Origin of the sequence: Bifidobacterium sp. W8114, assembly GCF_016101165.1 — a bacterium.
In the GTDB taxonomy this organism is placed as follows: Bacteria; Actinomycetota; Actinomycetes; order Actinomycetales; family Bifidobacteriaceae; genus Bombiscardovia; species Bombiscardovia asteroides.
Map to the genome: position 1 here is coordinate 41261 of NZ_JACFRA010000005.1, position 20295 is coordinate 61555.

General features: G+C 57.0%; 16 protein-coding genes and 2 tRNA genes. 7 read left to right on the plus strand and 11 right to left on the minus strand.

What is annotated here, in order from left to right:
* Positions 1–13: 13 nt before the first annotated feature.
* The 4 genes from H3T89_RS07600 to H3T89_RS07615 form a co-directional block, all read right to left on the minus strand.
* Positions 14–2134, minus strand: coding sequence for an alpha-galactosidase (locus H3T89_RS07600; RefSeq protein WP_198216706.1), 2121 nt, complete (start codon positions 2132–2134; stop codon positions 14–16).
* A 105-nt stretch (positions 2135–2239) separates the two neighbouring features.
* Complete coding sequence (locus H3T89_RS07605; RefSeq protein ID WP_015021101.1) at positions 2240–3100, minus strand: carbohydrate ABC transporter permease; 861 nt, start codon at positions 3098–3100, stop codon at positions 2240–2242.
* 2 nt (positions 3101–3102) lie between these two features.
* Positions 3103–4080 carry a carbohydrate ABC transporter permease gene (locus tag H3T89_RS07610; protein WP_198204127.1) on the minus strand — a complete coding sequence of 326 codons (978 nt, stop codon included), beginning with the start codon at positions 4078–4080 and terminating at the stop codon, positions 3103–3105.
* Positions 4081–4204: 124 nt separating this feature from the next.
* Positions 4205–5458, minus strand: a complete 1254-nt coding sequence (locus H3T89_RS07615; RefSeq protein WP_015021099.1) for an ABC transporter substrate-binding protein — start codon at positions 5456–5458, stop codon at positions 4205–4207.
* Between the two features lie 264 nt (positions 5459–5722).
* Between H3T89_RS07615 and H3T89_RS07620 the strand changes: the two genes are divergently transcribed.
* Complete coding sequence (locus H3T89_RS07620; protein ID WP_015021098.1) at positions 5723–6739, plus strand: LacI family DNA-binding transcriptional regulator; 1017 nt, start codon at positions 5723–5725, stop codon at positions 6737–6739.
* Between the two features lie 146 nt (positions 6740–6885).
* On the opposite strand, the gene H3T89_RS07625 is transcribed toward H3T89_RS07620, so the two are convergent.
* Together H3T89_RS07625 and H3T89_RS07630 are read right to left on the minus strand one after the other, a co-directional pair.
* The gene (locus H3T89_RS07625; protein ID WP_198216707.1) at positions 6886–8637 is read right to left on the minus strand and encodes an FAD-dependent oxidoreductase; all 1752 of its coding nucleotides are present in this window, start codon (positions 8635–8637) and stop codon (positions 6886–6888) included.
* A 120-nt stretch (positions 8638–8757) separates the two neighbouring features.
* Positions 8758–9321, minus strand: a complete 564-nt coding sequence (locus H3T89_RS07630) for a peroxiredoxin (RefSeq protein ID WP_015021096.1) — start codon at positions 9319–9321, stop codon at positions 8758–8760.
* 158 nt (positions 9322–9479) lie between these two features.
* Here H3T89_RS07630 and H3T89_RS07635 point away from each other — a divergent pair, with 158 nt between their 5' ends.
* The 3 genes from H3T89_RS07635 (at position 9480) to H3T89_RS07645 (ending at position 13474) form a co-directional block, all read left to right on the plus strand.
* A complete protein-coding gene (locus tag H3T89_RS07635; protein WP_198216708.1) occupies positions 9480–10862 on the plus strand; it encodes a hemolysin family protein in 1383 nt (460 codons plus the stop codon).
* Between the two features lie 375 nt (positions 10863–11237).
* Entirely contained in the window at positions 11238–11717 is a 480-nt protein-coding gene (locus tag H3T89_RS07640) for a Dps family protein (protein WP_198216709.1), read from the plus strand.
* A 233-nt stretch (positions 11718–11950) separates the two neighbouring features.
* Positions 11951–13474, plus strand: coding sequence for a Na+/H+ antiporter NhaA (locus tag H3T89_RS07645; RefSeq protein ID WP_269749222.1), 1524 nt, complete (start codon positions 11951–11953; stop codon positions 13472–13474).
* Between the two features lie 109 nt (positions 13475–13583).
* On the opposite strand, the gene H3T89_RS07650 is transcribed toward H3T89_RS07645, so the two are convergent.
* Together H3T89_RS07650 and H3T89_RS07655 are read right to left on the minus strand one after the other, a co-directional pair.
* The gene (locus H3T89_RS07650) at positions 13584–14351 is read right to left on the minus strand and encodes an SDR family oxidoreductase (RefSeq protein ID WP_198216711.1); all 768 of its coding nucleotides are present in this window, start codon (positions 14349–14351) and stop codon (positions 13584–13586) included.
* 479 nt (positions 14352–14830) lie between these two features.
* On the minus strand, positions 14831–15439 hold the full coding sequence (locus H3T89_RS07655; protein ID WP_198216712.1) for a M48 family metallopeptidase: 609 nt from the start codon (positions 15437–15439) through the stop codon (positions 14831–14833).
* 104 nt (positions 15440–15543) lie between these two features.
* On the opposite strand from H3T89_RS07655, the gene H3T89_RS07660 reads away from it, so the two are divergent.
* Positions 15544–15617, plus strand: a tRNA-Ile gene (locus H3T89_RS07660).
* A gap of 37 nt (positions 15618–15654) precedes the next feature.
* Positions 15655–15727, plus strand: a tRNA-Ala gene (locus H3T89_RS07665).
* 274 nt (positions 15728–16001) lie between these two features.
* Here the strand turns inward: H3T89_RS07665 and H3T89_RS07670 are convergent.
* Together H3T89_RS07670 and H3T89_RS07675 are read right to left on the minus strand one after the other, a co-directional pair.
* The gene (locus tag H3T89_RS07670) at positions 16002–16994 is read right to left on the minus strand and encodes a hypothetical protein (RefSeq protein WP_198216713.1); all 993 of its coding nucleotides are present in this window, start codon (positions 16992–16994) and stop codon (positions 16002–16004) included.
* Positions 16995–17235: 241 nt separating this feature from the next.
* A complete protein-coding gene (locus tag H3T89_RS07675; protein WP_198216714.1) occupies positions 17236–18252 on the minus strand; it encodes a hypothetical protein in 1017 nt (338 codons plus the stop codon).
* Between the two features lie 149 nt (positions 18253–18401).
* On the opposite strand from H3T89_RS07675, the gene H3T89_RS07680 reads away from it, so the two are divergent.
* Positions 18402–18671 carry a helix-turn-helix domain-containing protein gene (locus H3T89_RS07680; protein WP_198216715.1) on the plus strand — a complete coding sequence of 90 codons (270 nt, stop codon included), beginning with the start codon at positions 18402–18404 and terminating at the stop codon, positions 18669–18671.
* Positions 18672–19162: 491 nt separating this feature from the next.
* On the opposite strand, the gene H3T89_RS07685 is transcribed toward H3T89_RS07680, so the two are convergent.
* Entirely contained in the window at positions 19163–20227 is a 1065-nt protein-coding gene (locus H3T89_RS07685) for an Abi family protein (protein ID WP_198216716.1), read from the minus strand.
* Between the last annotated feature and the right edge of the window lie 68 nt (positions 20228–20295).

Genomic DNA, 20295 nt, shown 5'->3' on the forward strand with positions numbered 1-20295 from the left:
TGATAGCGGCGGGTCAGACCCGGATCAGGTCGATCAGGCGGATGGTCTCGGGCTGGCAGCGGGGTATGCGAACGCCCACGCGCTCCAGATAGGTGCCGGTGACCTCGGCGGTCCCCAGCGGACCGGTCGGATCCAAAGGCTCAAGCGAAGCCCTGGGCTTGGCGGGGCCGGTCCAGGCCAGCCGATACCGGGCCTTGGGGTCCAGGCCGGGAATACGTAGATAAACACCACGATTATGCAGGGATTCGTCCAACTGGACGTGGGCCAGGATGGCACGGCTGCGGTCGGGGGCCACCACGCCATGGGCCAGGACCGAGGGGTCGGCAACGTCCAGGCGGACCACACGGCCGGAGTGAAGGAAGCCACGGTTGGCCTTGTACCAGGTGACCCACTCCTTGAGCCGCTCCAGGTCCTCCTCGCTGGCCTGGCGGATGTCCCACTCGATGCCCATGGACCCGAAGACGGCCGTGGCCGCCCGGAAATCCAGGCTGTAGGTTCTGCCGGTCTGCTGGGAGGAGGGCTGGGAGATGTGGGCGCCGATGTACTCGGGGGCCACGGTCTGCTCGGTCCAGCGCTGGATCAGCTGCCTGCTCAGGGCGTCGGTCATGTCGGAGTTCCAGAAGCGGCGGACCTTCTCGATCACGCCCAGGTCGATGCGGCCGCCGCCCGAGGCGCAGGACTCCCACTCGACTTCGGGGAAGCGAGCGCGGAGGGTGTCCAGCAGACGGTAGTAGGCCAGAGTCTGCTCATGGATGGCCGGCGCGCCACCATGGACCTGGGAGCCGGCCTCAAGAAGGTCGCGGTTGTGATCCCACTTGACGTAGTCGATTTGGCAGGACCCCAGAACCTTGGTCATGGCCTCCAGCACATGGTTGAAGGCCTGAGGGTTGGTCAGGTCCAGGACCAGCTGGTTGCGCTGCAGCTCCGGGTTTCTGGAGGATGCCCTCATGACCCACTCAGGATGGTCGCGGAAGGCGTCCGAATTCGGGTTGATCATCTCCGGCTCGAACCAGAGGCCGAACTGCATCCCCAGTTTGTGGACATAATCAGCTAAAGGCTCCAGCCCCTGGGGCCAGACCGCAGGATCCACCCACCAGTCGCCTAGACCGGCCTTGTCGTCCCGGCGCAGGTGGAACCAGCCGTCGTCCAGAACGAGGCGCTCCACCCCGATGTGGGCTGCCCGGTCGGCCAGGTCGCGCAGGGTGTCGAAGTCGTGGTTGAAGGTGATGGCCTCCCAAACGTTCAGGATGACCGGCTGCTCGCACGGATGCTCGGGCAGGGTGCGCTCCCAGGCGTGCAAGCTGTTCATGATCGGATCCATGCCATGGTCGGAGGCCGTGACCACGATCCAGGGCGTGCTGTACTCCTGGCCCTGATCCAGGACCACCTCGCCGGGCAACAGGAGCTCGCCAGCGCTGACACCGGCCGGGGTGGCGCTGTTCCGGTCCACCCGAAGCACCGTGTTCCCGCTCCAGGCCGGCTGGACGCAAAGCACCCTGCCGTGATGGAAGTTGAACCCTGGGGTGCCCACCATGACCACGGGCCCCTCGAAACCGGTACGGCCCCAACGGAACTCACGCACCCAGGCCCCGTCGGCCAGGTCATGGCGCTGGGGGCTGCGCTCACGCTCGTGCCTTCCGGCGAAGTCCAGAATCTGCGTCTGCTGGTCGTCCAAGGGCAGACGGACCTCCAGACCCTCCAACAGGAAAGGATCGGCGCCCAGATTGCGCAGGGTATGGCGAATCCGCAGGGAGCCGCCGGCCATTGCCTCCACGCTGGTCTCCAACCCAAGCTGGGCATCCTCGTCACGGGCCTTGATGGTCAGCGAGTCAGCGGTCTGCTCGGGCTTGCCCTCCACCAGGAATCGGGGCGACCAGGAACGGCCAGCCTGGATGCCCTCGGGGCCTGATACAATCCGATGCCCTGTCAGGCCAGGATGCAGGTAGGTGTTCTGCGCATGCTCCAACAGCAGGGGCGAATGGGTCGAGGTCCAGGCGGGAGTCTGTTCCAAACCATCCAGGTCGGGGCCTGCATACAGTCCCCTGATGTCAGGAATATCAGCACCCGGCGTAATGGGCCCCAGAGCCATATAGGTGACTGGCTGTTCAGAATGGACCGGCTGTGGAAAGAACATGAAAAATCCTTTGGTAACTACGGCACAAATGTGCAAAAACAACGATGCTTGATGAACCAGTGAGCCGCCGGCTCCACTGCAGTCAGGCGGCTCCTGATTGATAGACTACTTGACTGCTCCGGCCACCATCCCAGCAATGAAGTACCGCTGCAGGAACATGTAGGCTACAACAATCGGGGCTGCAGCCAGTAATGACGCAGCTGCTGCAATACCTAGATTATTGGTGTTGGCCGAGAAGAAGGAGGCTACACGAGGCGCAATGGTCTGTGAATTGGGATCGGTAAGAATATAGCTGGAGAGGGCGTAATCATTCCATACCGTAGAGCCCGTCATAATTGCCACTGTCGCTGTCACCGGTTTCAGCATTGGTAGAATCAACCGTCCGAATACCTGTAACTTGTTGGCGCCATCTATTTCGCCGGCTTCATCTATTGCAGAAGGTATAGCCTTGATGAACGCTGTATACAGGAAAATTGATAGGGGCAGATTGGTGGCTGTCAATATAAGAATGATGCCCCAGTAGTTATTCACACCTCCAATTTTGACCATGAACGAGTACAAAGGCACCAGAATGCTCAGTGGAGGAATCATCATCATTGACAGGATGAAACCGGAGACGAATCGGTTGCAGCGAGTCAGCCTGCGAGCCAGCGGATAGGCCGCTGCGGCTCCTAAAACGCACACCAGCAATGTAGTTCCGACTGTAACTACAACGCTGTTAAGGACCGAACGCAGTATCTGTCCTTCTTCCACAGCCTTTGACCAGTTGTCCCAGGCAAGATCATGGGTTCGGAAAACCAAGGAAGGCGACATATCATCCGCTGGCTTCAACGAAGTGGTCACCGCAAGGTAAAAGGGGAGAATCTGGCATAGACATACGACTGCAAGAAATGCATAGGTAAGCCAATGCCCGCGACGGTACTGGCGTTCAGCCGCTGTCATAGTCGGCGATTTTCGTCCACTCATGATCACGCCTCCCAATCCAACTTGGCCAGGCCTTTATTGATAAGCCATGTCACTACGGCAATCAGCACGAACAGGAAGACGCCGATTGCGGAGGCATATCCGGCTGCCTGATTATCGAAATACACGGTGCTGATATACGTCGAGACGGAATTGGTCGCGTACCCAGGGCCTCCACCGGTAAGGACCTTGATCATGTCGTACAGTTTCAGCCCACCGATGAGATTCAACACAACACTGGTGGTAAAAGAGGGAGCCAGCAAGGGAAGGGTTATATTCCAGAATTTCTTCCAACCATAGGCTCCATCCACCTCGGCAGCTTCGACTACCTGCTGATCCATAGTCTGCAAACCTGCCAGATAAATAATCATAGAGACGCCGACGAATTGGATGGAGTTCACAATAACCACAATCGCTACTGACAGCCCGGCATTGTTGAACCAAGCAATTTTGTGAATACCGAAGATACCCAAAAAGGCGTTCAAAGCACCTTGCCTATATTGGAAGACGAAGTAGTACATGATGCCCATAATTACGGGAGCGACCAAGGCCGGCAGATAGATTATCGCACGCCAAAGCGTTCTCCCCTTGATTCTTTTATTCAGCATCAAAGCGAGTGCCAGACCAAGAACCTGCTGAATTGCAGTGCTTCCGATCCCGTAAATAAAGGTGTTGATAACAATTTGTTTAAAATTGGCATCAGTGAGCATCTGCTTGTAGTTCGCCAACCCCACAAAAGACTGCGCGTCACTATAGCCATCCCAGTTGGTGAGCGATAGCCTGATTCCGGAAATAAGCGGATAAATGATAAATACAATCAGCAGAAGTACAGCAGGCAGGTAGAAAAAGTTGATGGAAGCGCCCCTGAATCTTGAGCGCCTCTTCTGTATTCGCGCCGAGGCCCGCACCGATCCAGAACCCTTCCCGAGAGAATGATCTGGACGAGCGCCTGGCTCTGCTGCGTTTCCTTGTGTTCTTCTCAAGCTAAACACCTAGCCTTTGATGATATTGATTCCCGAGCCGCCTGCAGTGGACAAACGAGACCACAGGCGGCCTAAGAACTACATCGGGAACTTTGTCCTTACGGCACTGTGCGGTACGAAAGGACTACTTCTGGCCATACAGGCTGTTGAACGAGGACTTCACCTGATCGGAAGCCGCCTGCGGGGTCAGTTGCTTCGTTATGATGCCGTCCGTCGACTTACCCAAGGTATTGAACATTCCGTTAGGCAGATACTTCCTGTCGAAGAAGGGCACCATTGGAGTTTTCTGCTCTTTAACCCAGTAATCATATGTCGGCTGGAATTGGCCCAAAGCCGAATTCACGCCGGTCAGGGCTGAGTCGTTCAGACTCACATCGACGAGGCCTTGCATATTCTCGGGCTCTGCCATGAAGTCGATGAATTTCAGGGCGGCATCCTTGTTCTTGCTCGTCTTCGACACGCCGAAAGTCAACGTATCCTCGCCGGTTGAGAAGTAAGGCTTGCCGACCAAGGACGGAACAGGCATCATGCCCAGTTTCACATCATGATTGTAATTTCTGATCAGCTCCGAGTTCTGATTCGAGTAGAAGAAGAATGCTGCCTTGTCAGAGGCCATGAGACGAGAGATATCGTCCTGTGTCGCGGAGACATAATCTTCATTGAAGAAACCGTTATTGGTCCAGCTCGCAACCTTTTCGGCCAGTTGCTGATAAACCTTGGTATCGAACTTCCCGTTCTTGAGATCTTTAAGATCACTATCCTTATACATGCCTGGCAGCATGTAATCGGTCAGATTAGCGCTGAGACCCGTATCTTTGCCCGAAGAGATTATCGGAGTTATACCTGCATCCTTGAGCTTTTGACAGGCTTGGTCGAATTCGTCCCATGAGGTGATTCCCTTGGGATCCACCCCGGCCTTTTCAAGGGCTGTTTCGTTGTACATGATACCGGAAACCTGTATATCCGCCGGAAGCGCATAGAACTTCCCGTCGGACGTCTTGAACACGTCATCACCCAGCGGCTTCATTCGTTTGGCCCAAGAACGGTTCTGCAGAGGCTCCAGGAACTTGCTGTACCGGTCTCGAGACCAACCATGGGTATTCCAAATGTCAGGAGGATTGTGTCCGGCCAGACGAACCTTGATGTCGTTCTCATTGTTGCTGGTCCCAGGATCCAGCTTGATAGTTATGTCCTTGTTCTTTGCCTCGAATTTTTTAGCGATTTTTTCTATTGCTTTGAACTGCTGTGTCCCAGAAGCTTGCATTGTCATAAACTCGATGGTCTTCGTTCCGCCCCCTGAAGAAGATCCGCAAGCACCGACAGAAGTCATAGCCAAGGCACAGCAAATGCCGATCGCCATCGTCTTTACTCTTTTCATCGACCACTCCTTCGTGGATAATCGCCGACTCCATCAATTTGCCAAGCCTCCAAGGACTTGACGCTTCTCAGTATACACGAGTAGATTTTCTGTCAAAACATACCTTTTCTGACGTATATTTCAACTTTAGGTATGCGAAAAGCCCATGTTTGCGCCATTTCTTCATAGCTGCTTCGAAGCCTAACTTACGGTCCATTATTTACTCGTGTAGATAAAACAGTGGAGTAAGATTACCTCGTACTCCTTTTACAGAGAGAAGCTCCGATGGCGAAGATCACCGATCATATCCAGACCCATCGCAAGCGCGCTACAAGAACAGACGTGGCAAAACTTGCAGGGGTATCCACAGCTGTGGTCAGCTATGTTTTCAACAACGGCCCGCGTACAGTGGCTCCAGCCACCATGGAAAAAGTGCGCAGAGCCGCTGCCATGCTTAATTACAGGCCAAGTTCAACGGCCCGCGCCTTACGCACTGGTCGTACAAAGACTCTGGGCATCATTGGAAACTACTCGACCAATCCATACAATGCAAGCATCTACGACAATATTCAAGCCAGCGCTACACGCAGAGGTTATACGGTACCGTTTATCAATGTACGAGACAATCCGGAGCTGGAGACAGTTGCGATAGACAAGCTGATAGAGCGCAACGTCGACGCGATATTCCTGTCCTCGCTTCGCAATGTTGTACAGCTGAGAACAGCGGACTTGCGCGTGAGTCGTTTCGTGCTTCTGGATCAGCCACACGAAGTGCCGAATGCCAAATGCGTCTCGACAGATTTGTTCAGCTCGGCAAAAACCGCGACGAATCATCTGCTGAACCATGGTTATCAAAGCGTTGACATGCTGTTCGGGGGTTCTCCCGAAGACCGAACCGACGCAAGAATTCAGGGGTGGTACGCAGCTCATCAGGATGCGAACAAGCTCCCGGGGCGAATAGCATACTCTTCATTCACACGTAAAGGTGGATACCAAGCCACATTGGAACTTATTGACAGCGACCACCAGCCCGAGGCCATTTTCGCCGGTTCCGACATGGAGGCCATGGGTGCTCTTCGGGCTCTTCATGAGCGCGGGCTGCGCATCCCCGAGGACGTGGCCATCGTCTCCTTCGACGGTACCGTTGACTCTCTCTACACCTGGCCTCAACTGACCACCATGCAGCAGGACACCGATAAAATCGCCGCCTGTGCCATGAATGCGGCCTTGGATCCGGACCAGGTCCCTGACGTGCAACTGATCAAGGCGGATCTGGTCATCCGTCACTCCTGCGGTTGCTGATACGGCAAACCAATCAAACCATGGATAATATCCATAGTTTTCATTAGTGCAAACCGATGACATACATCAGAAGAGGCGCTGACGTCACATCGCAAAAGCATTGACGCCAGCGCCTTTTCAGACTCTATTCAGGGCCGGACCCAGGGTCAGGCTCCAATCAGATCCAGCATTTCAGGAACGGACTTCTTGCCGAACTCCACGGTCTCCTGGCCGTCCTTGCGGATTACGATGCAGGGGACGCTCATGACCTGGTACTGGTCCTTCAGCTCGGGGAAGTGGGCCAGGTCGTAGGCCTCGGCGCGCACCTTGCCGTTCTGGGCCGCCACCCGCTGGGCGGACAGCACCGTGGTCGGGCACATGGTGCAGGTCAGGGAGACCAGCATCATCACGTCCACCTGGTCCTTGATGGCATCGATACGGTCCGAGGTGGGCTGATCCACCTGCTGGCCGGGGCCCGCCGCATTGTAGAGGGCCAGGACGAAGGAGTTGAACTCGTGGCCGCTGGGCACGCCGTGGAAGGCCAACCCGGTCGGCTGGGACACGCCCTGATCGTCCACGCGGCAGATGCGCACGCTGGGCCGAGCATCGGGCAGGTCGCCGGCAGGATCGTAATCCTTGCCGTCCTCATCCGTGCGGGAGTCCACCCTGGAGGTCAGCTTGCCGTCGGAGAGCCCGACCAGCTCGTCCACGAAGGCCTCCAGCTCCTTGGAGACCTGGCTGCCGTCCAGATCCAGGGCCAGCTCCAGCTTTCCGGTCATCTTGCCGAAGACCATGTCCAGCTGCTTGCGGATGTCGGGCCCGAAGAAGCCGGAGGTCTTGGCCGGGGCCTGGTCGTGCTCCTGGGCCACAGGCGCGGGCGAGGTACCCGAGGCCAGTGCGGAGTTCTCGGCCTGACGCTCGGAGCGGGCGTAGGGGGAATCCTCGGGCCGCGGCGGCACCAGACCAGTCTTGTCCGACATGTTGGAGGCGTAGCGCTCCAGCTCCACGGCGGCTACAGCCCCATCGGAGGTGGCGGTGATGACCTGCCGCAGGTTCTTGACCCGCAGATCCCCGGCGGCGTAGATGCCCGGCACCGAGGTCTCCAGGTAGTCGTGGGTCAGCACGTAACCGTGGTCGTCCAGATCCACCACGCCCTTGAGCATGCCGGTCTGGGGCACGTAGCCGGCGAAGACGAAGACGCCGAAGGTGCCGCCGTCCTGGGGCTTCCAGGTGGTGGTCTGCCCGCTCTTCCGGTCCAGGAGGGTGGCCTCGACCAGCCCGCCGGGGCCTGCGGAGACCCCTTTGAGCTCGGTGGAGTAGTGAATCTCGATCTTGTCGTTGTCCCGGGCCTCGTCAGCCACGGCGGCATCACAGGTGAAGTCCTCCTCGCGCACCAGCAGGGTCACCTTGGTGGCGTACTTGGTCAGGAAGACCGACTCCTCAGCGGCCGCGAACCCGCCGCCGACCACCAGGACCTCGCGCCCGGTGAAGAACTCGCCGTCGCAGGTGGCGCAGTAGGCCACACCGCGGCCCGCATACTCCTGCTCGCCCTGGAAGCCGATCTTGCGGGGGCTGGCGCCGGTGGCGATCAGGATGCCGAAGGTGCGCAGGTCGCCCCGGGAGGTGTGGACCACCTTGATGTCGCCCTGGGCCTCGATGCCTGTGGCCTCGGCGCTCATGAACTCGGCTCCGAAGTTCTGGGCCTGCTGGCGCATGGTCTCGGTCAGCTTGCGGCCGTCGGTGCTGGCCACGCCCGGGTAGTTGACCACGTCGGCCGTGATGGTGATCTGGCCGCCGAAGTCGTCCTTCTCCAGGATCAGGGTGCGATACCGCGCCCGAGCCAGGTAGAGTCCTGCGCTCAGGCCTGCAGGGCCGCCGCCGATGACGACCACGTCATAAAGATTCTTGTCTTCCGTCATGAATGCCTCTTCCGAAGGAATGCACGGATGTGCTGTTTTGGATGCTGGTCGTGAATACAGAAAAGGGAACCCGCCCTGGTCGCTTCCGATCGGCGAGTTCCCGATGTTGGCAGCTGCGGATCAGAGCTGGCCGACCAGATCCAGGCTGGGCTCGATGGTGTCCTCACCGGGCTCCCACTTGGCAGGGCAGACCTGATCGCCGTGCTCATAGACGAACTGGGAGGCCTGGACGCGGCGCAGCAGCTCGTCGGCGTTGCGGCCCACGTTGGAGGAGATGACCTCGTAGGCCACGACCTTGCCTTCAGGAGTCAGAATGAAGTCGCCGCGCTCGGCCTTACCCTCGGCCTCGTTGTAGGTCTGCAGATCCTTGGCCAGGGTTGCGGTCGGATCGGCCAGCATGGGGTACTGGACCTTGGCGATCTTCTCGTTGGCCTCGTGCCAGGCCTTGTGGACGAACTCGGTGTCGCAGGAGACGGAGTAGATCTCGCAGCCGATCTTCTTGAAGTCCTCGTACTTGCTGGCCAGATCCTCCAGCTCGGTGGGGCAGACGAAGCTGAAGTCCGCAGGGTAGAAGAAGAGCAGGGACCAGTGGCCCAGCAGATCCTTCTTGGAGACCGGGAAGGTCTTGTTATCCTGGTAGGCCTGCGTGGTGAACTCAGTCAATTCGTGCTGAAGCTGTGACATGAAAAAAATCCTTTCGGGAGCATTGGGAACGTCGGCCTGAAGCCGAACCTGTCTCCGTATTTCATGCTAGTCAGGAAGCGCTGTATGGGGAAGACGGAGGTTCGCCGCTGGGGTGTGACATAGGGCACATGGGGCGCCCATACCCTAGCATTGGAGGCATGGCATTATGGCTGAACATCCTGCTCATTCTCTTCTTCCTCCTGCTCGGTTCCGTCTTCTCTGGGACTGAACTGGCGCTGGTCTCCCTGCGAGGCTCGCAGCTGGAGCAGATGGAGCAGCAGGACGCGCGAGGCGCCCGGGTGGCCCGCATCGCCCGCGACCCCAATACCTTTCTTTCCGCCGTACAGATCGGCGTGACGCTGACCGGCTTCCTCTCGGCCTCCTTCGGCGCTTCATCAATCGCCCCCTACGTGGTGCCCGTCCTGACCAGGTGGGGCGTGCATGAGGGCCTGGCCAGCACCCTGACCACGGTGATCCTGACCCTGATCATCTCCTACTGCTCAATCGTCATCTCCGAGCTGGTGCCCAAGCGGATCGCCATGCAGCGCACCGAAGCCATCGCCAGGGCTGTTGTTCCAGCCATCGACGTCTTCACCACCCTGTGCAGGCCACTGATCTGGCTGATCGGCAAGAACACCGACCTCATCGTGCGCATCCTGGGCTTCGACCCCCAGCAGACCGACACCGAGGTCAGCGACGACGAGCTGCGGATGCTGGTCTCCTCCAACACCAACCTGAGCAAGGACGAGCGGATGATCCTAGGCGACGTCTTCGATGCCTCAGAGACCAGTGTGGCCGAGGTCATGCGCCCCAGGGCCGACGTGGTCTTCATCGCCGGGGACATGCCGCTGCAGGAGGCGGTCGAATTCGTGCACGACGAGCCCTACTCGCGCTACCCGGTGACCGGACGCGACTTTGACGATGTGCTGGGCTTCGTCCACGTGCGCGACCTGATGGACGTGCGCAATCCCCAGGCCAGGACCGTGGCCGACGTGACCAGGCCCGGCATCGCCCTGCCCGGCACCTCCAGGCTCCTGCCCAGCCTGGAGAAGCTGCGCAAGAAGGGCATCCACCTGGCCGTGGTCATCGACGAGTACGGGGGCACCGACGGCATCGTCACCCTGGAGGACATGACCGAGGAGCTGGTGGGCGACATCCGCGACGAGTACGACCTGCCCGAGGAGCAGAACCCTGCCCATCCCCAGGCAACCGCCTTCGTCAACGGGGTTGCCACGGTCGACGGCGGCATGACCATCGAGGACTTCGCGGACCTGACCGGAATCGAGCTGGAGGATGGCCCCTACGAGACCCTGGCCGGCTACTTCCTGGCCCAGACCGGGCGGATGGGGCAGGTCGGCGACGTGATCCACTCCGACGACGGGTATGACATGGTGGTGACCAAGGTGGACGGGCGGCGCATCGAGACCATCGAGGTCAGGCGCCGGCAGGACGAGGACCAGGTCGCCGATGATGACGAGGCCGACGCGGATGGCAAGGGTGAAGACAGGTCGAATTCCGAAGCAGGAGCGGACCGAGGATAACCGGACCGGATCTAATCTGAGCAAGACTGACTTGACCGAGGATAGCTTTGCCGGCTCTAACCCGACCTAGGTTGGTCGAAGCCAGGAAGGAAGACGACAATCCAAGGCGGGCCGAGACGATACTGCGACCAGAGCCTAGCTATCGTCTAACTGAATCCCTTCTATCCTCTAGCCAGTGCTGGGCTGGTAGTCAGCCGGTGACCGCTCTGACGCCAGTCAAGAAAAAATGACTATCAGCGTAGCCGATGGTCCGTGAATGATTTCACTGGTTGATTCCCGCAAAATCCAAGCGTTTCCTTGCTTTTTCCTCTAGTCTGGAGATACAAGGCCGGACTGACCCGACCGCAGGCATAATTTCATATTTAAGGAGCGATTATGGCATTGAACTTTACCGTACCGGGACTCGACGAAGCGACCAGCGAGAAGGTCGTCGCCATCCTGCAGAGCCGTCTGAGCCAGGAACAGGAGACTGCCCTGATCCTCAAGCACGCCCATTGGAACATGAAGGGCAAGGAATTCATCGGCATTCATGAGATGATGGACCCCGAGGTCGATTCGGTGCTGAACATGGCCGACGAGACCGCCGAGCGCATCGCCACCCTGGGCGGCTCCCCCGCCGGGCGCCCTGACGACATCATGAAGAACCGCGACTGGGATGGCATCACCATGACCGGGCGTCAGGATGCCCTGGACTACCTGAAGGCCCTGGACACCTACTACACCACCTTCATCAAGCGCGACCGTGAGGCCATCAAGGAGCTGGACGACCTGGACGCCATCAGCTCCAACATCGTGCAGGACCATGTGCAGGAGCTGGAGCACTTCCAGTGGTTCATGCGCAGCCACCTGTTCTGAATTACTGAGTTACTCGGTTTCTGAGTTCTGAGAGCTCATCGCCGCTCCGATAGGCGATATGCCAGCGGCACTGCATCGTGAAAGGTGCGGGGCCGCTGGCATTTTCTCTGACCGAGATAGACTCTGCGCTTCAGGATAGAATTGACGATTGGGAGACGGCCGGGCGCCGCCTCACGCCGGGAAGACTGGTCGGCCAAGGAAGACCGAACCCTATCCGCCCGACCAGGAGCATCATGCCGCCCACGTCCACATTCCCAGCATTCCCAGTTAATCCACGGCGTCAAGTTTACGACGATTCGAATTCGCAACAGAATCCTAAACTGTTCAATCCAAGGCAGTCGGGCCCCCAACCCTCAGACCCCCAACTGAATTCCGGACCGTCAGATTCCAGGCCATCGAATGCCCAACCATCAAATCCTCAGCGTGGGCAGGGCGGATCTGACAGGGACCGGCACAGACGACTCCATCTTTCAAACTTCTTCACTGCCCTGTCGTCGCTGACTGAAAACGATCGAATCACCGGGCTATTCATGATGGCCTGTGCCTTGGCCGGGCTGATCCTGGCCAATCTGCCAGAGACCGGGCCGGGGCTGAATGCTCTTGCCGCTTGGATTCCTCTGGATCTACCCGGTGGACTGAACCTGTCTCTCAAGGACTGGATACAGGACGGGCTGCTGACCATATTCTTCCTGACCATGGGTCTTGACCTGCGCCAGGAGGCTGCCACGGGCACTCTGCGCAACCACAAACAGGTCCTGCTGCCCATGCTGGCCGCTTTGGGCGGCGTAGCCGTTCCGATTCTGATCTACTGCCTGTTCAACCTCGGCTCCCCTGCCGGTTTGCGTGGCTGGGCTGTCCCAACGGCCACCGATGTAGCTTTCTCCCTAGCGGCTCTGCAACTGCTCCTGCCCAAGGCCGGACCCGCCCTGCAGGCGTTTTTGATGACCCTGGCCATCTTCGACGATCTGATCGGCGTCCTGCTGATCGCACTTGGCTACTCCAGCTTGGGACAACCGAACTGGCTACTTGTCTGCCTGGCCGGCCTTGTGGTCTGGGCCCTGCTGATCCGAGCGGGGAGCCGTTCCTCACGGCTCTGGCGACCTTTGATGCCGCTGTTCCTGCTGGGTGCCCTTACCGGCGGACTGCTGGCCTGGTACGGCCTCTTCAAGGCTGGGATCCACCCGGTGTTGGCGGGAGTGGCGATGGGCCTATTGACCCCTGTCACCAGGTCACGCGAGGCTGAACCATCCGGAACAGAATCTACTGGGGCCAATCCAGCTGGAACCGAGACAACAGGGATTGGACCGAGCCACATCCAAGCATCATCGCCTGCTGAACTGTTGGATCGCCTGCTGACACCCTTGAGCGCCCTGGTGGTCCTGCCCGTGTTCGCCTTCTTCTCGCTGTCCATCTCCCTGGATCAGCTGGGACCCGGACTGCTGACGGACCGGGTCTTTTGGGGGGCCACGCTTGGTCTGGCCTTGGGCAAACCCTTGGGAATTATGACCATGGTGAACCTGGCAAGTCATCTGGGGCTGCAGCGGCCTGCCGGCTCCACGACCGGAAACATGATTGGCCTCTGCCAGCTCTGCGGAATCGGCTTCACCATGTCCTTCCTGATCGCCAACTTGGCCTTCGCTGGTTCCCCGCATCTGGAGTCAGCCCTACTGGGCGTGCTGGCAGGGTCGGTCCTGTCCGTGCTCGTCGTGGCCGTGGGCACTATCCCCGGTCGACTACGTTCCGCCAGGCACGCATAGGCTTAGCTGCCAAGACCCAACCTCTGCCAGACCCGGTTCCCGCCGGAACCAACCTGCCAAACTCGGTTTTGACAAAATCAGTTTTGACAGAATCAATCCCTTACCAGGCTCAGCTGCGACGGTAAAGCTTGGTGTAGGAGCCCTCGGCACGGGGACGGACCACGATTTGGTCGATGTCCACAGTGTCGGGCTGCTCCAGAGCCCAGGTGACGCATCCGGCGATGTCATCGGCTGTCAGCGGGTCGGGCACTCCGGCGTAGACCGCATCGGCCCTGTCGCTATCCCCGCCGAACCGCTTCAGGGAGAACTCATCAGTGTGAACCAGTCCCGGGGCGATGTCTACCACGCGCACCGGCTGGCCAATCAGCTCCAGCCGCAGAATACGGGCCATGACCCGTTCCGCCGCCTTGGAGGCGCAGTATCCGCCACCGCCCTCGTAGGGCTCGATGCCTGCCGTCGAGGAGATGACCAGGACCGTGCCCTCCGACTCCTTCAGGGCCGGAAGCAGCTTCTGGATGACCCGCAGAGTGCCGATGACGTTCAGCTCGTACATGCCGCGCCAATCGTCCAAGCTGGAGGTAGCCACCGAGTCCTTGCCGAAGGCCGCACCGGCGCAATTGACCAGAGCTTTGACTGGACCGTCCTTGAGCACGGCATCGACGGCCGCCTGGGTGGAGTCCTCGTCGGTCACATCGCAGACCTCATAGGTGAAGTTCTGACCCAGCTGGTCGGCCAGAGCCTTGAGCTTGTCCTCGCGCCGGGCCAGGCCGACCACCTTCCAGCCCTTGTCCACCAAGGCCCGAGCACTGGCCTGGCCGATGCCGCTGGAGGCGCCGGTCACCACGGCACGCTTGATTGTTTTCTTGGATTCCGCCATCTCATCCGCTCCTTCATGATCTATTCCCCCGGATTGACTCCACGCTTGCCTCCGGTTCGCAGGGAGCCTGCCTAGCTGCTGCAGGATCGCCCTTCTTCCTCAACGCTAGCGCACCATCATAGACTGCGGCAGTCTCCCGTCGGTCTTCGATGACAAATGTGGTGCGTTAAACCAGCCTCGGGTAGAGTCAGCACGAATCAAATGCAGATCAGCTGAGTCAGAACAGCTCACAGTCAGTTCGGTCTGAATCAGACCGCATAGGCAGGCTAGATCTGCACAGACAGAACGCATCAAAAACCAATCCGACTTCGCTCCAAAAGACACAGCAGAGGTTCGGACGCGAAATCATCCGCACGGATTATGCCACAGGTTCGTAATTTACAAGCTTGCATTGCACAAATTCAGAAATCACGTGGAGTTGATTGCTCCGGAATTCATGGCTCTCGAAGTCATAGCTGCCGATATCTAAGCTTCTGTAGTCACAGAGCCAGGTAGCGGCTGAGTCGACGACGGCGCTCAGTCCAGTCGGGCATATAGCGATCCATCCTCGCACGGAAGCCGGGACCGTGACCATGCTCGTAGAGGTGGGTCAGCTCGTGAACCAGCACATACTCCAGCAGATCCGGATCCAGCCAAGCCAGGTCGGTGTTGAGCCGGATGCTGGCAGTGGCGGGGGTGCAGGAGCCCCAGCGGGTTTTCATCTTCCGCAGACTGATGCGCTCGGGCCGACGACCCACCACGGGGACCCACCGATCAAGCAGAGTCGGCAGCCTCTCGTGGAGAATTCTTTTGGCTTCGGCCTCGGATCGTCCTGACTGCAACTGACCATCGGCTCCGGGTTGGGCATAGACATCACGCGAACGGGCCAGACGTTCTCTAGTGGTTGCGATCCAGCGGCGCTTGCCGTCGATAAAGGCACGAATCTGGTCATCGTCCAGCTTTAGAGGCGCCGTCACTTCCAGATGGCCGTCAGGCGGCTTGACCCGCAGATAGACGTTGGCGATCCGCTTCCTGATGACCAAAACCGTCTCACCACTGACCTCCAGCTGCTCCGACCTGACTGGTTCCGCACGCCGTTTCCGCCTCATGACCTCCATTCTTCCGCCAAGACGCGACGCGACGCCGCCGAGATTGACTTGAGGGGACACTATGGTAAGCTATCCATTTGTGTGATTCTTCGGTCACACGGCATGGGCCTGTAGCTCAGCTGGTTAGAGCGCATCCCTGATAAGGATGAGGTCGGAGGTTCAAGTCCTCCCAGGCCCACGCATTCTTGCGCTGTTGAAGTTCTTTACACATTCACGGGGCTATGGCGCAGCTGGTAGCGCATCTGCTTTGCAAGCAGAGGGTCGCCGGTTCGAATCCGGCTAGCTCCACCGGTAAATTTTTAGGTCTCTTGAAAACCGTATCGACGTTGACCGTGGGTGGCTGGTAATGATGCCGCGAAGTGAGCAAGTCAGAAGCCGAAGCTCATGCGGCAAGATACGACTTCGCTATTATCTCCGTGCCACTGAATGCATACCCACCCTCACCAAGCCGTTTTATAAAATTTCCAGCGAAGCTACTTGTGGAAGCAGTTTTTGGTTCAATACAAGTTTCAACACCATCGCTTTATGAGAGAACCAGATATTTTAATAGGAATTAGGAATATTAGAAATCCTGATGGCCAATCAGATGATCACCTTCCCAATGAGCTTCTCCATCTGAACCATCGGTTGTGCCAACCCAAGCAGGGTGACGATTAACACTGCTGTCACCGTTGCCGCCCTTGGGGGCAGTTGTGTCGCCTCCTCCGGAGGGTGCACAATAGTTGCTGCCGCCGTTCTGGGAGGGGGCTCGATAGCCGTTGCCGCCCCGGCGCGCAGTAGCGCCGTAACCGCTATCAACCATAGAGGGAGCGCTTGCAACAGCCTTGGCATCCGCCTGGGCTTTGGCTGAGACTGCGTCATTCACCGACTTGACCTTGGCATCCAAATCGGCCTTGACGTTGGCGAAAGCCTTAAAGACAGACTTCTTGTCATTGAAGATATTCTTAGCTGAGTCCAAGTCCTTGGCCAGGTCGTTGCGCGTCTGGTCCCCGTCAGGCACTTTGCCATCAGAATCAGCCAGGACCTTATCCCCATTCCCAATAGCATCAGAGAGCAGCTTATGTGCTTGGGAAGTGGTGACAGCAAGCACATCCCCCTTAAGAATCTTCAATTTTGACTTCATCTCAGCAGTCCGGGCCTTCAGAGTTTCGGTAACTTTTTTCAATTCGCTTGTGGATGCATCCCCGATCAAGTTGGTTTTCGCCACTGTCGTCATACCGGAGGCCGGCTTGACGGTCTGCATGCTCTTGGCCAGAATCTGGACTGTCTTAGCGTCGCTGACCTGATTATCTGTAACCGCCGAAGCGGACTTAACCTCGTCAGATGCCAGATATTTGCGGTATTCGCCGTCCTGTGCCTCGTAGGACCTGACCACTGCCTTGTATGAGGCAAAGGCCCGATCATGCTCCTGCACGGAATGAAGATGCCACTGTAAACCCCCGCTAGAAACGACAGCAACCACCAGCACCAAGGCAGCTATGATGATAAACCGACGCCTCGAACCGCTGCTCTTACCAGTACTATTTTTACCAGTACTATTCTCGGCTTTCTCCACGATTGCCCCTCTGCCCTTCCCGCGAACCCACAGCTATTTGTCCGCAGGAGCCCCTTGACCTGGCATAACCAGCCTTGCGCCAAACGCCTCGCAATGCCCATTCTAAACGACGAACCGCTCCAATTCTTAGAGCAATGCATCATCCAGCTGAGGTCGGGAAACAATATGAAGGCATTATTGCCCACCGCCGGACGACACCGTACAAACAGAAAGGAGTCTGCGATTACCCTAGTCGGGCAGATCAGCACCCAGTGGTGATATCGGGCTGCATTATGCACAGGTAGTGGTGCGCCCCGTCTATCTGTTCCTGAGTGTATTGAGGGGTCGTGGGCGCAGGGTTGACCCCTGGGACCTGAGGAGACGTGGACCCACCACCGTTCCCTGTACTGCCCTGCCGTCCGGCCCCGGGCTGGTTCTGAAAATTCCCAGACATGCTTCCCGACCGCCTCGACTGGGGGTACAAACCGGATGATGAAGCACCGGGAGCCCGTGCACTTCCGGCCTGCGCCTGAGCAGAGCGTGCTCGCTCGTCCCGTTGCCGAGCGGCATCCTGATCCGCCTGGGCTTTGGCTGAGACTGCGTCATTCACCGCCTTGACCTTGGCATCCAGATCGGCCTTAGCATCAGAGAAAACCTTAAGAACCGACTGCTTATCATTGAGGACATCCTTAGCTGACTCCAACGCCTTGGTCAGATTGTTACGTGTCTGGTCCCCGTCAGGCACTTTGCCATCGGAATCGACCAGAATTTTATCTCCGTTCCCGATAGCATCAGAGAGCAGCTTTTGTGCTTGGGAAGTGGTGACAGCAAGCACGTCACCCTTGAGAGCCTTCAATTTCGATTTGAGCTTCGAGGTCTGAGCGTTCAGAGTATCGGCAGCTGTTTTCAATTCGCTGGTGGATGCATCCCCGGTCAAGTTGGTTTTCGCCCCTGTCGTCCTGCCGGAGGCTGGCTTGACAACCTGCACACCCTTGGCCAAGGCATGGACGGTCTTCGCGTCACTCACCTGGTCATCCGTAACCGTTGAGGCGGCCTCTACCTCGTCAGATGCCAGATACCTGTGGTATTCACTTTCCTGAACCTTGTAGGTTTTGGCCGCTGCCCTATAAGAGGCAAAAGCCCGATTATGCTCCTGGACAGCAGTGCGATGCCACCACAGACCCCCGCCACAGATGACGGCAACCACCAGCACCAGGACCGCTACAATGCTGAGCCTGCGCCTCGAATTGTTGCTTTTACTATTCTCGGTTTTCTCCACGATTGCCCTTCTGCCCTTCCCATGGGCCCTCAGCCATTGTCGGCAGGGACCCCTTCATCCGACTCAAGCATAACCGAGCTTGCGCTAAATACCCCGCTACGCTCATCATGTCATGTATACAAACATGACATCCTATTTGCATTGAGCATATGGACAACACTGATTTGACCCGGAAGGACTATGCTCGAGAACTCGGCATCAACATCGCCAGAGCACGCACTGCCAAGGAATACTCCCAGGACGGGGTCGCGGCCGACACGGGCCTCTCGCGCTTCACCTACTGGAAGCTTGAACGCGGGGATCAAACCCTGACACCCCCGCCAACCTCGGACTACGCAGCATCCTCGCCTTCGCCCATGCACTTGACGTCGAACTTGCCGACCTGCTTCCCAAACACACTGGACCTCCGTCGCCAATAGCCTCATGAATATCAGGACAGTTCATAAAGCCTCAACGCCGATCAACCCCTTGCAGCGCAAACAATTTGTCCTCAGTGAGAACCACTGCTATTACGAATATGACCGCGCAAGCCATGTATCTGACTTGTGCCCACAACTAGAGCGTAGAGAATTCGACTGAGATACTCGTCGACTTGATTCTCTTTTCGCAAAGATTCACGTTTGTTATTTTCCAGTTGGTTATGACGCACAACCACATCTATCACGCCGAAATGCGATTTGGGGTTCATTCTTTTAATTACTGATTCCACTGAATAAGGCCGATCACAATAACAGGAATGAAAACCCAATACACATAGCTTCTAACACAACTTGTCACCAGAAGAGTGCACAGAGATACAACGACGCAAGGGATTCATTATCCAAATAGAATGCACTAAACAAGTAAGAGATCAGCTAAGTAACGACTTCGGGAAAACCGCGATTCCTTCAAACTGGTGACTGAGCAGGATTCACTTAACAGGAAAAGGCTGAGGGATAAAATGCAATCTTCCGCTTTGATGCGGCTTGTCTCTTTCAGCTTTAATGTATGCCGAGAACGCTCTCGAAATACGAATAATGCACGCAAGAGTATTCCTTAAGTGGATGCACTCCGAATTCCCCTGATAATACTGCTCATAATTCTTGCATATTCTTTGTTCTAGATCTGACATCAATTTTGCTGCTATGCGACGTATGGGCATACTGTTACAGATTATAAGAAACATGCACAAGAAACTTGAATAGTCATAGACAAGTTGCGACTTCTTAATCGTACTTGGAATAGGTGCCGGAGGTCTATCCATCTGGAACAAATCGCACAAACACCCATCGACAAACTCAGTCTGAGGCACATGGCCCTGCATGTTTGTTCTATCCACATCCAACAGTAACGGGGCACTATGCGATACCGCATTTCGCAATCTACGGAAGTTGCCAAAAAATTTTGTAGCATTGTCCCTCAGATGTGATGACTCCAGATACTTCATGTATGAATCAATTAGATCACCCAGATTGAAGCATTCCCATAGATTCCATATTTCAGGGTCAGGGAAATATTTGCGAACCATAGCATCTGAATAAGGAGAATATTTAAGCTTGATTCCTGTCTTGCCGGGCTTGCCATCGCGCTGATTTTGATAGCCAGTTTTTTCATCAAATACAAAGCAATCATGTGGATCAACCAGCTTTGCGATTCGTTTACCGTCAAGCTCAGAATTTGACATCAATAAATTATTGAATCGCACTTTTAAATCATGTTCCGCGTTTGCTACCAGATATTCCAGTGCCATCCTGAGTTCATAGTCAATGACCGTCAAATCCTTGAGTACAGCGAAATCGAGATTCTTGTACTTCCCATCATGGTTCTTATTGAAATTAGAAGCATATCGCTTAATCCTAAACAGATAGGTGTTCGCAGATAGATATGCTTTAGTGGATTCCTCATTACAGATATCGAATACGACGCCATCGTTTTGCAAATTAGCAATTTGAGAATCGAGGCTTTTAGCCAAACACATGCGCTTGGAACTGTCCACATTGGCCCCCGCAGCTAAACTAATGGGGCATCCGCTTCGAAAAGCGCTGCCCCATTAGTGAAGAGCTG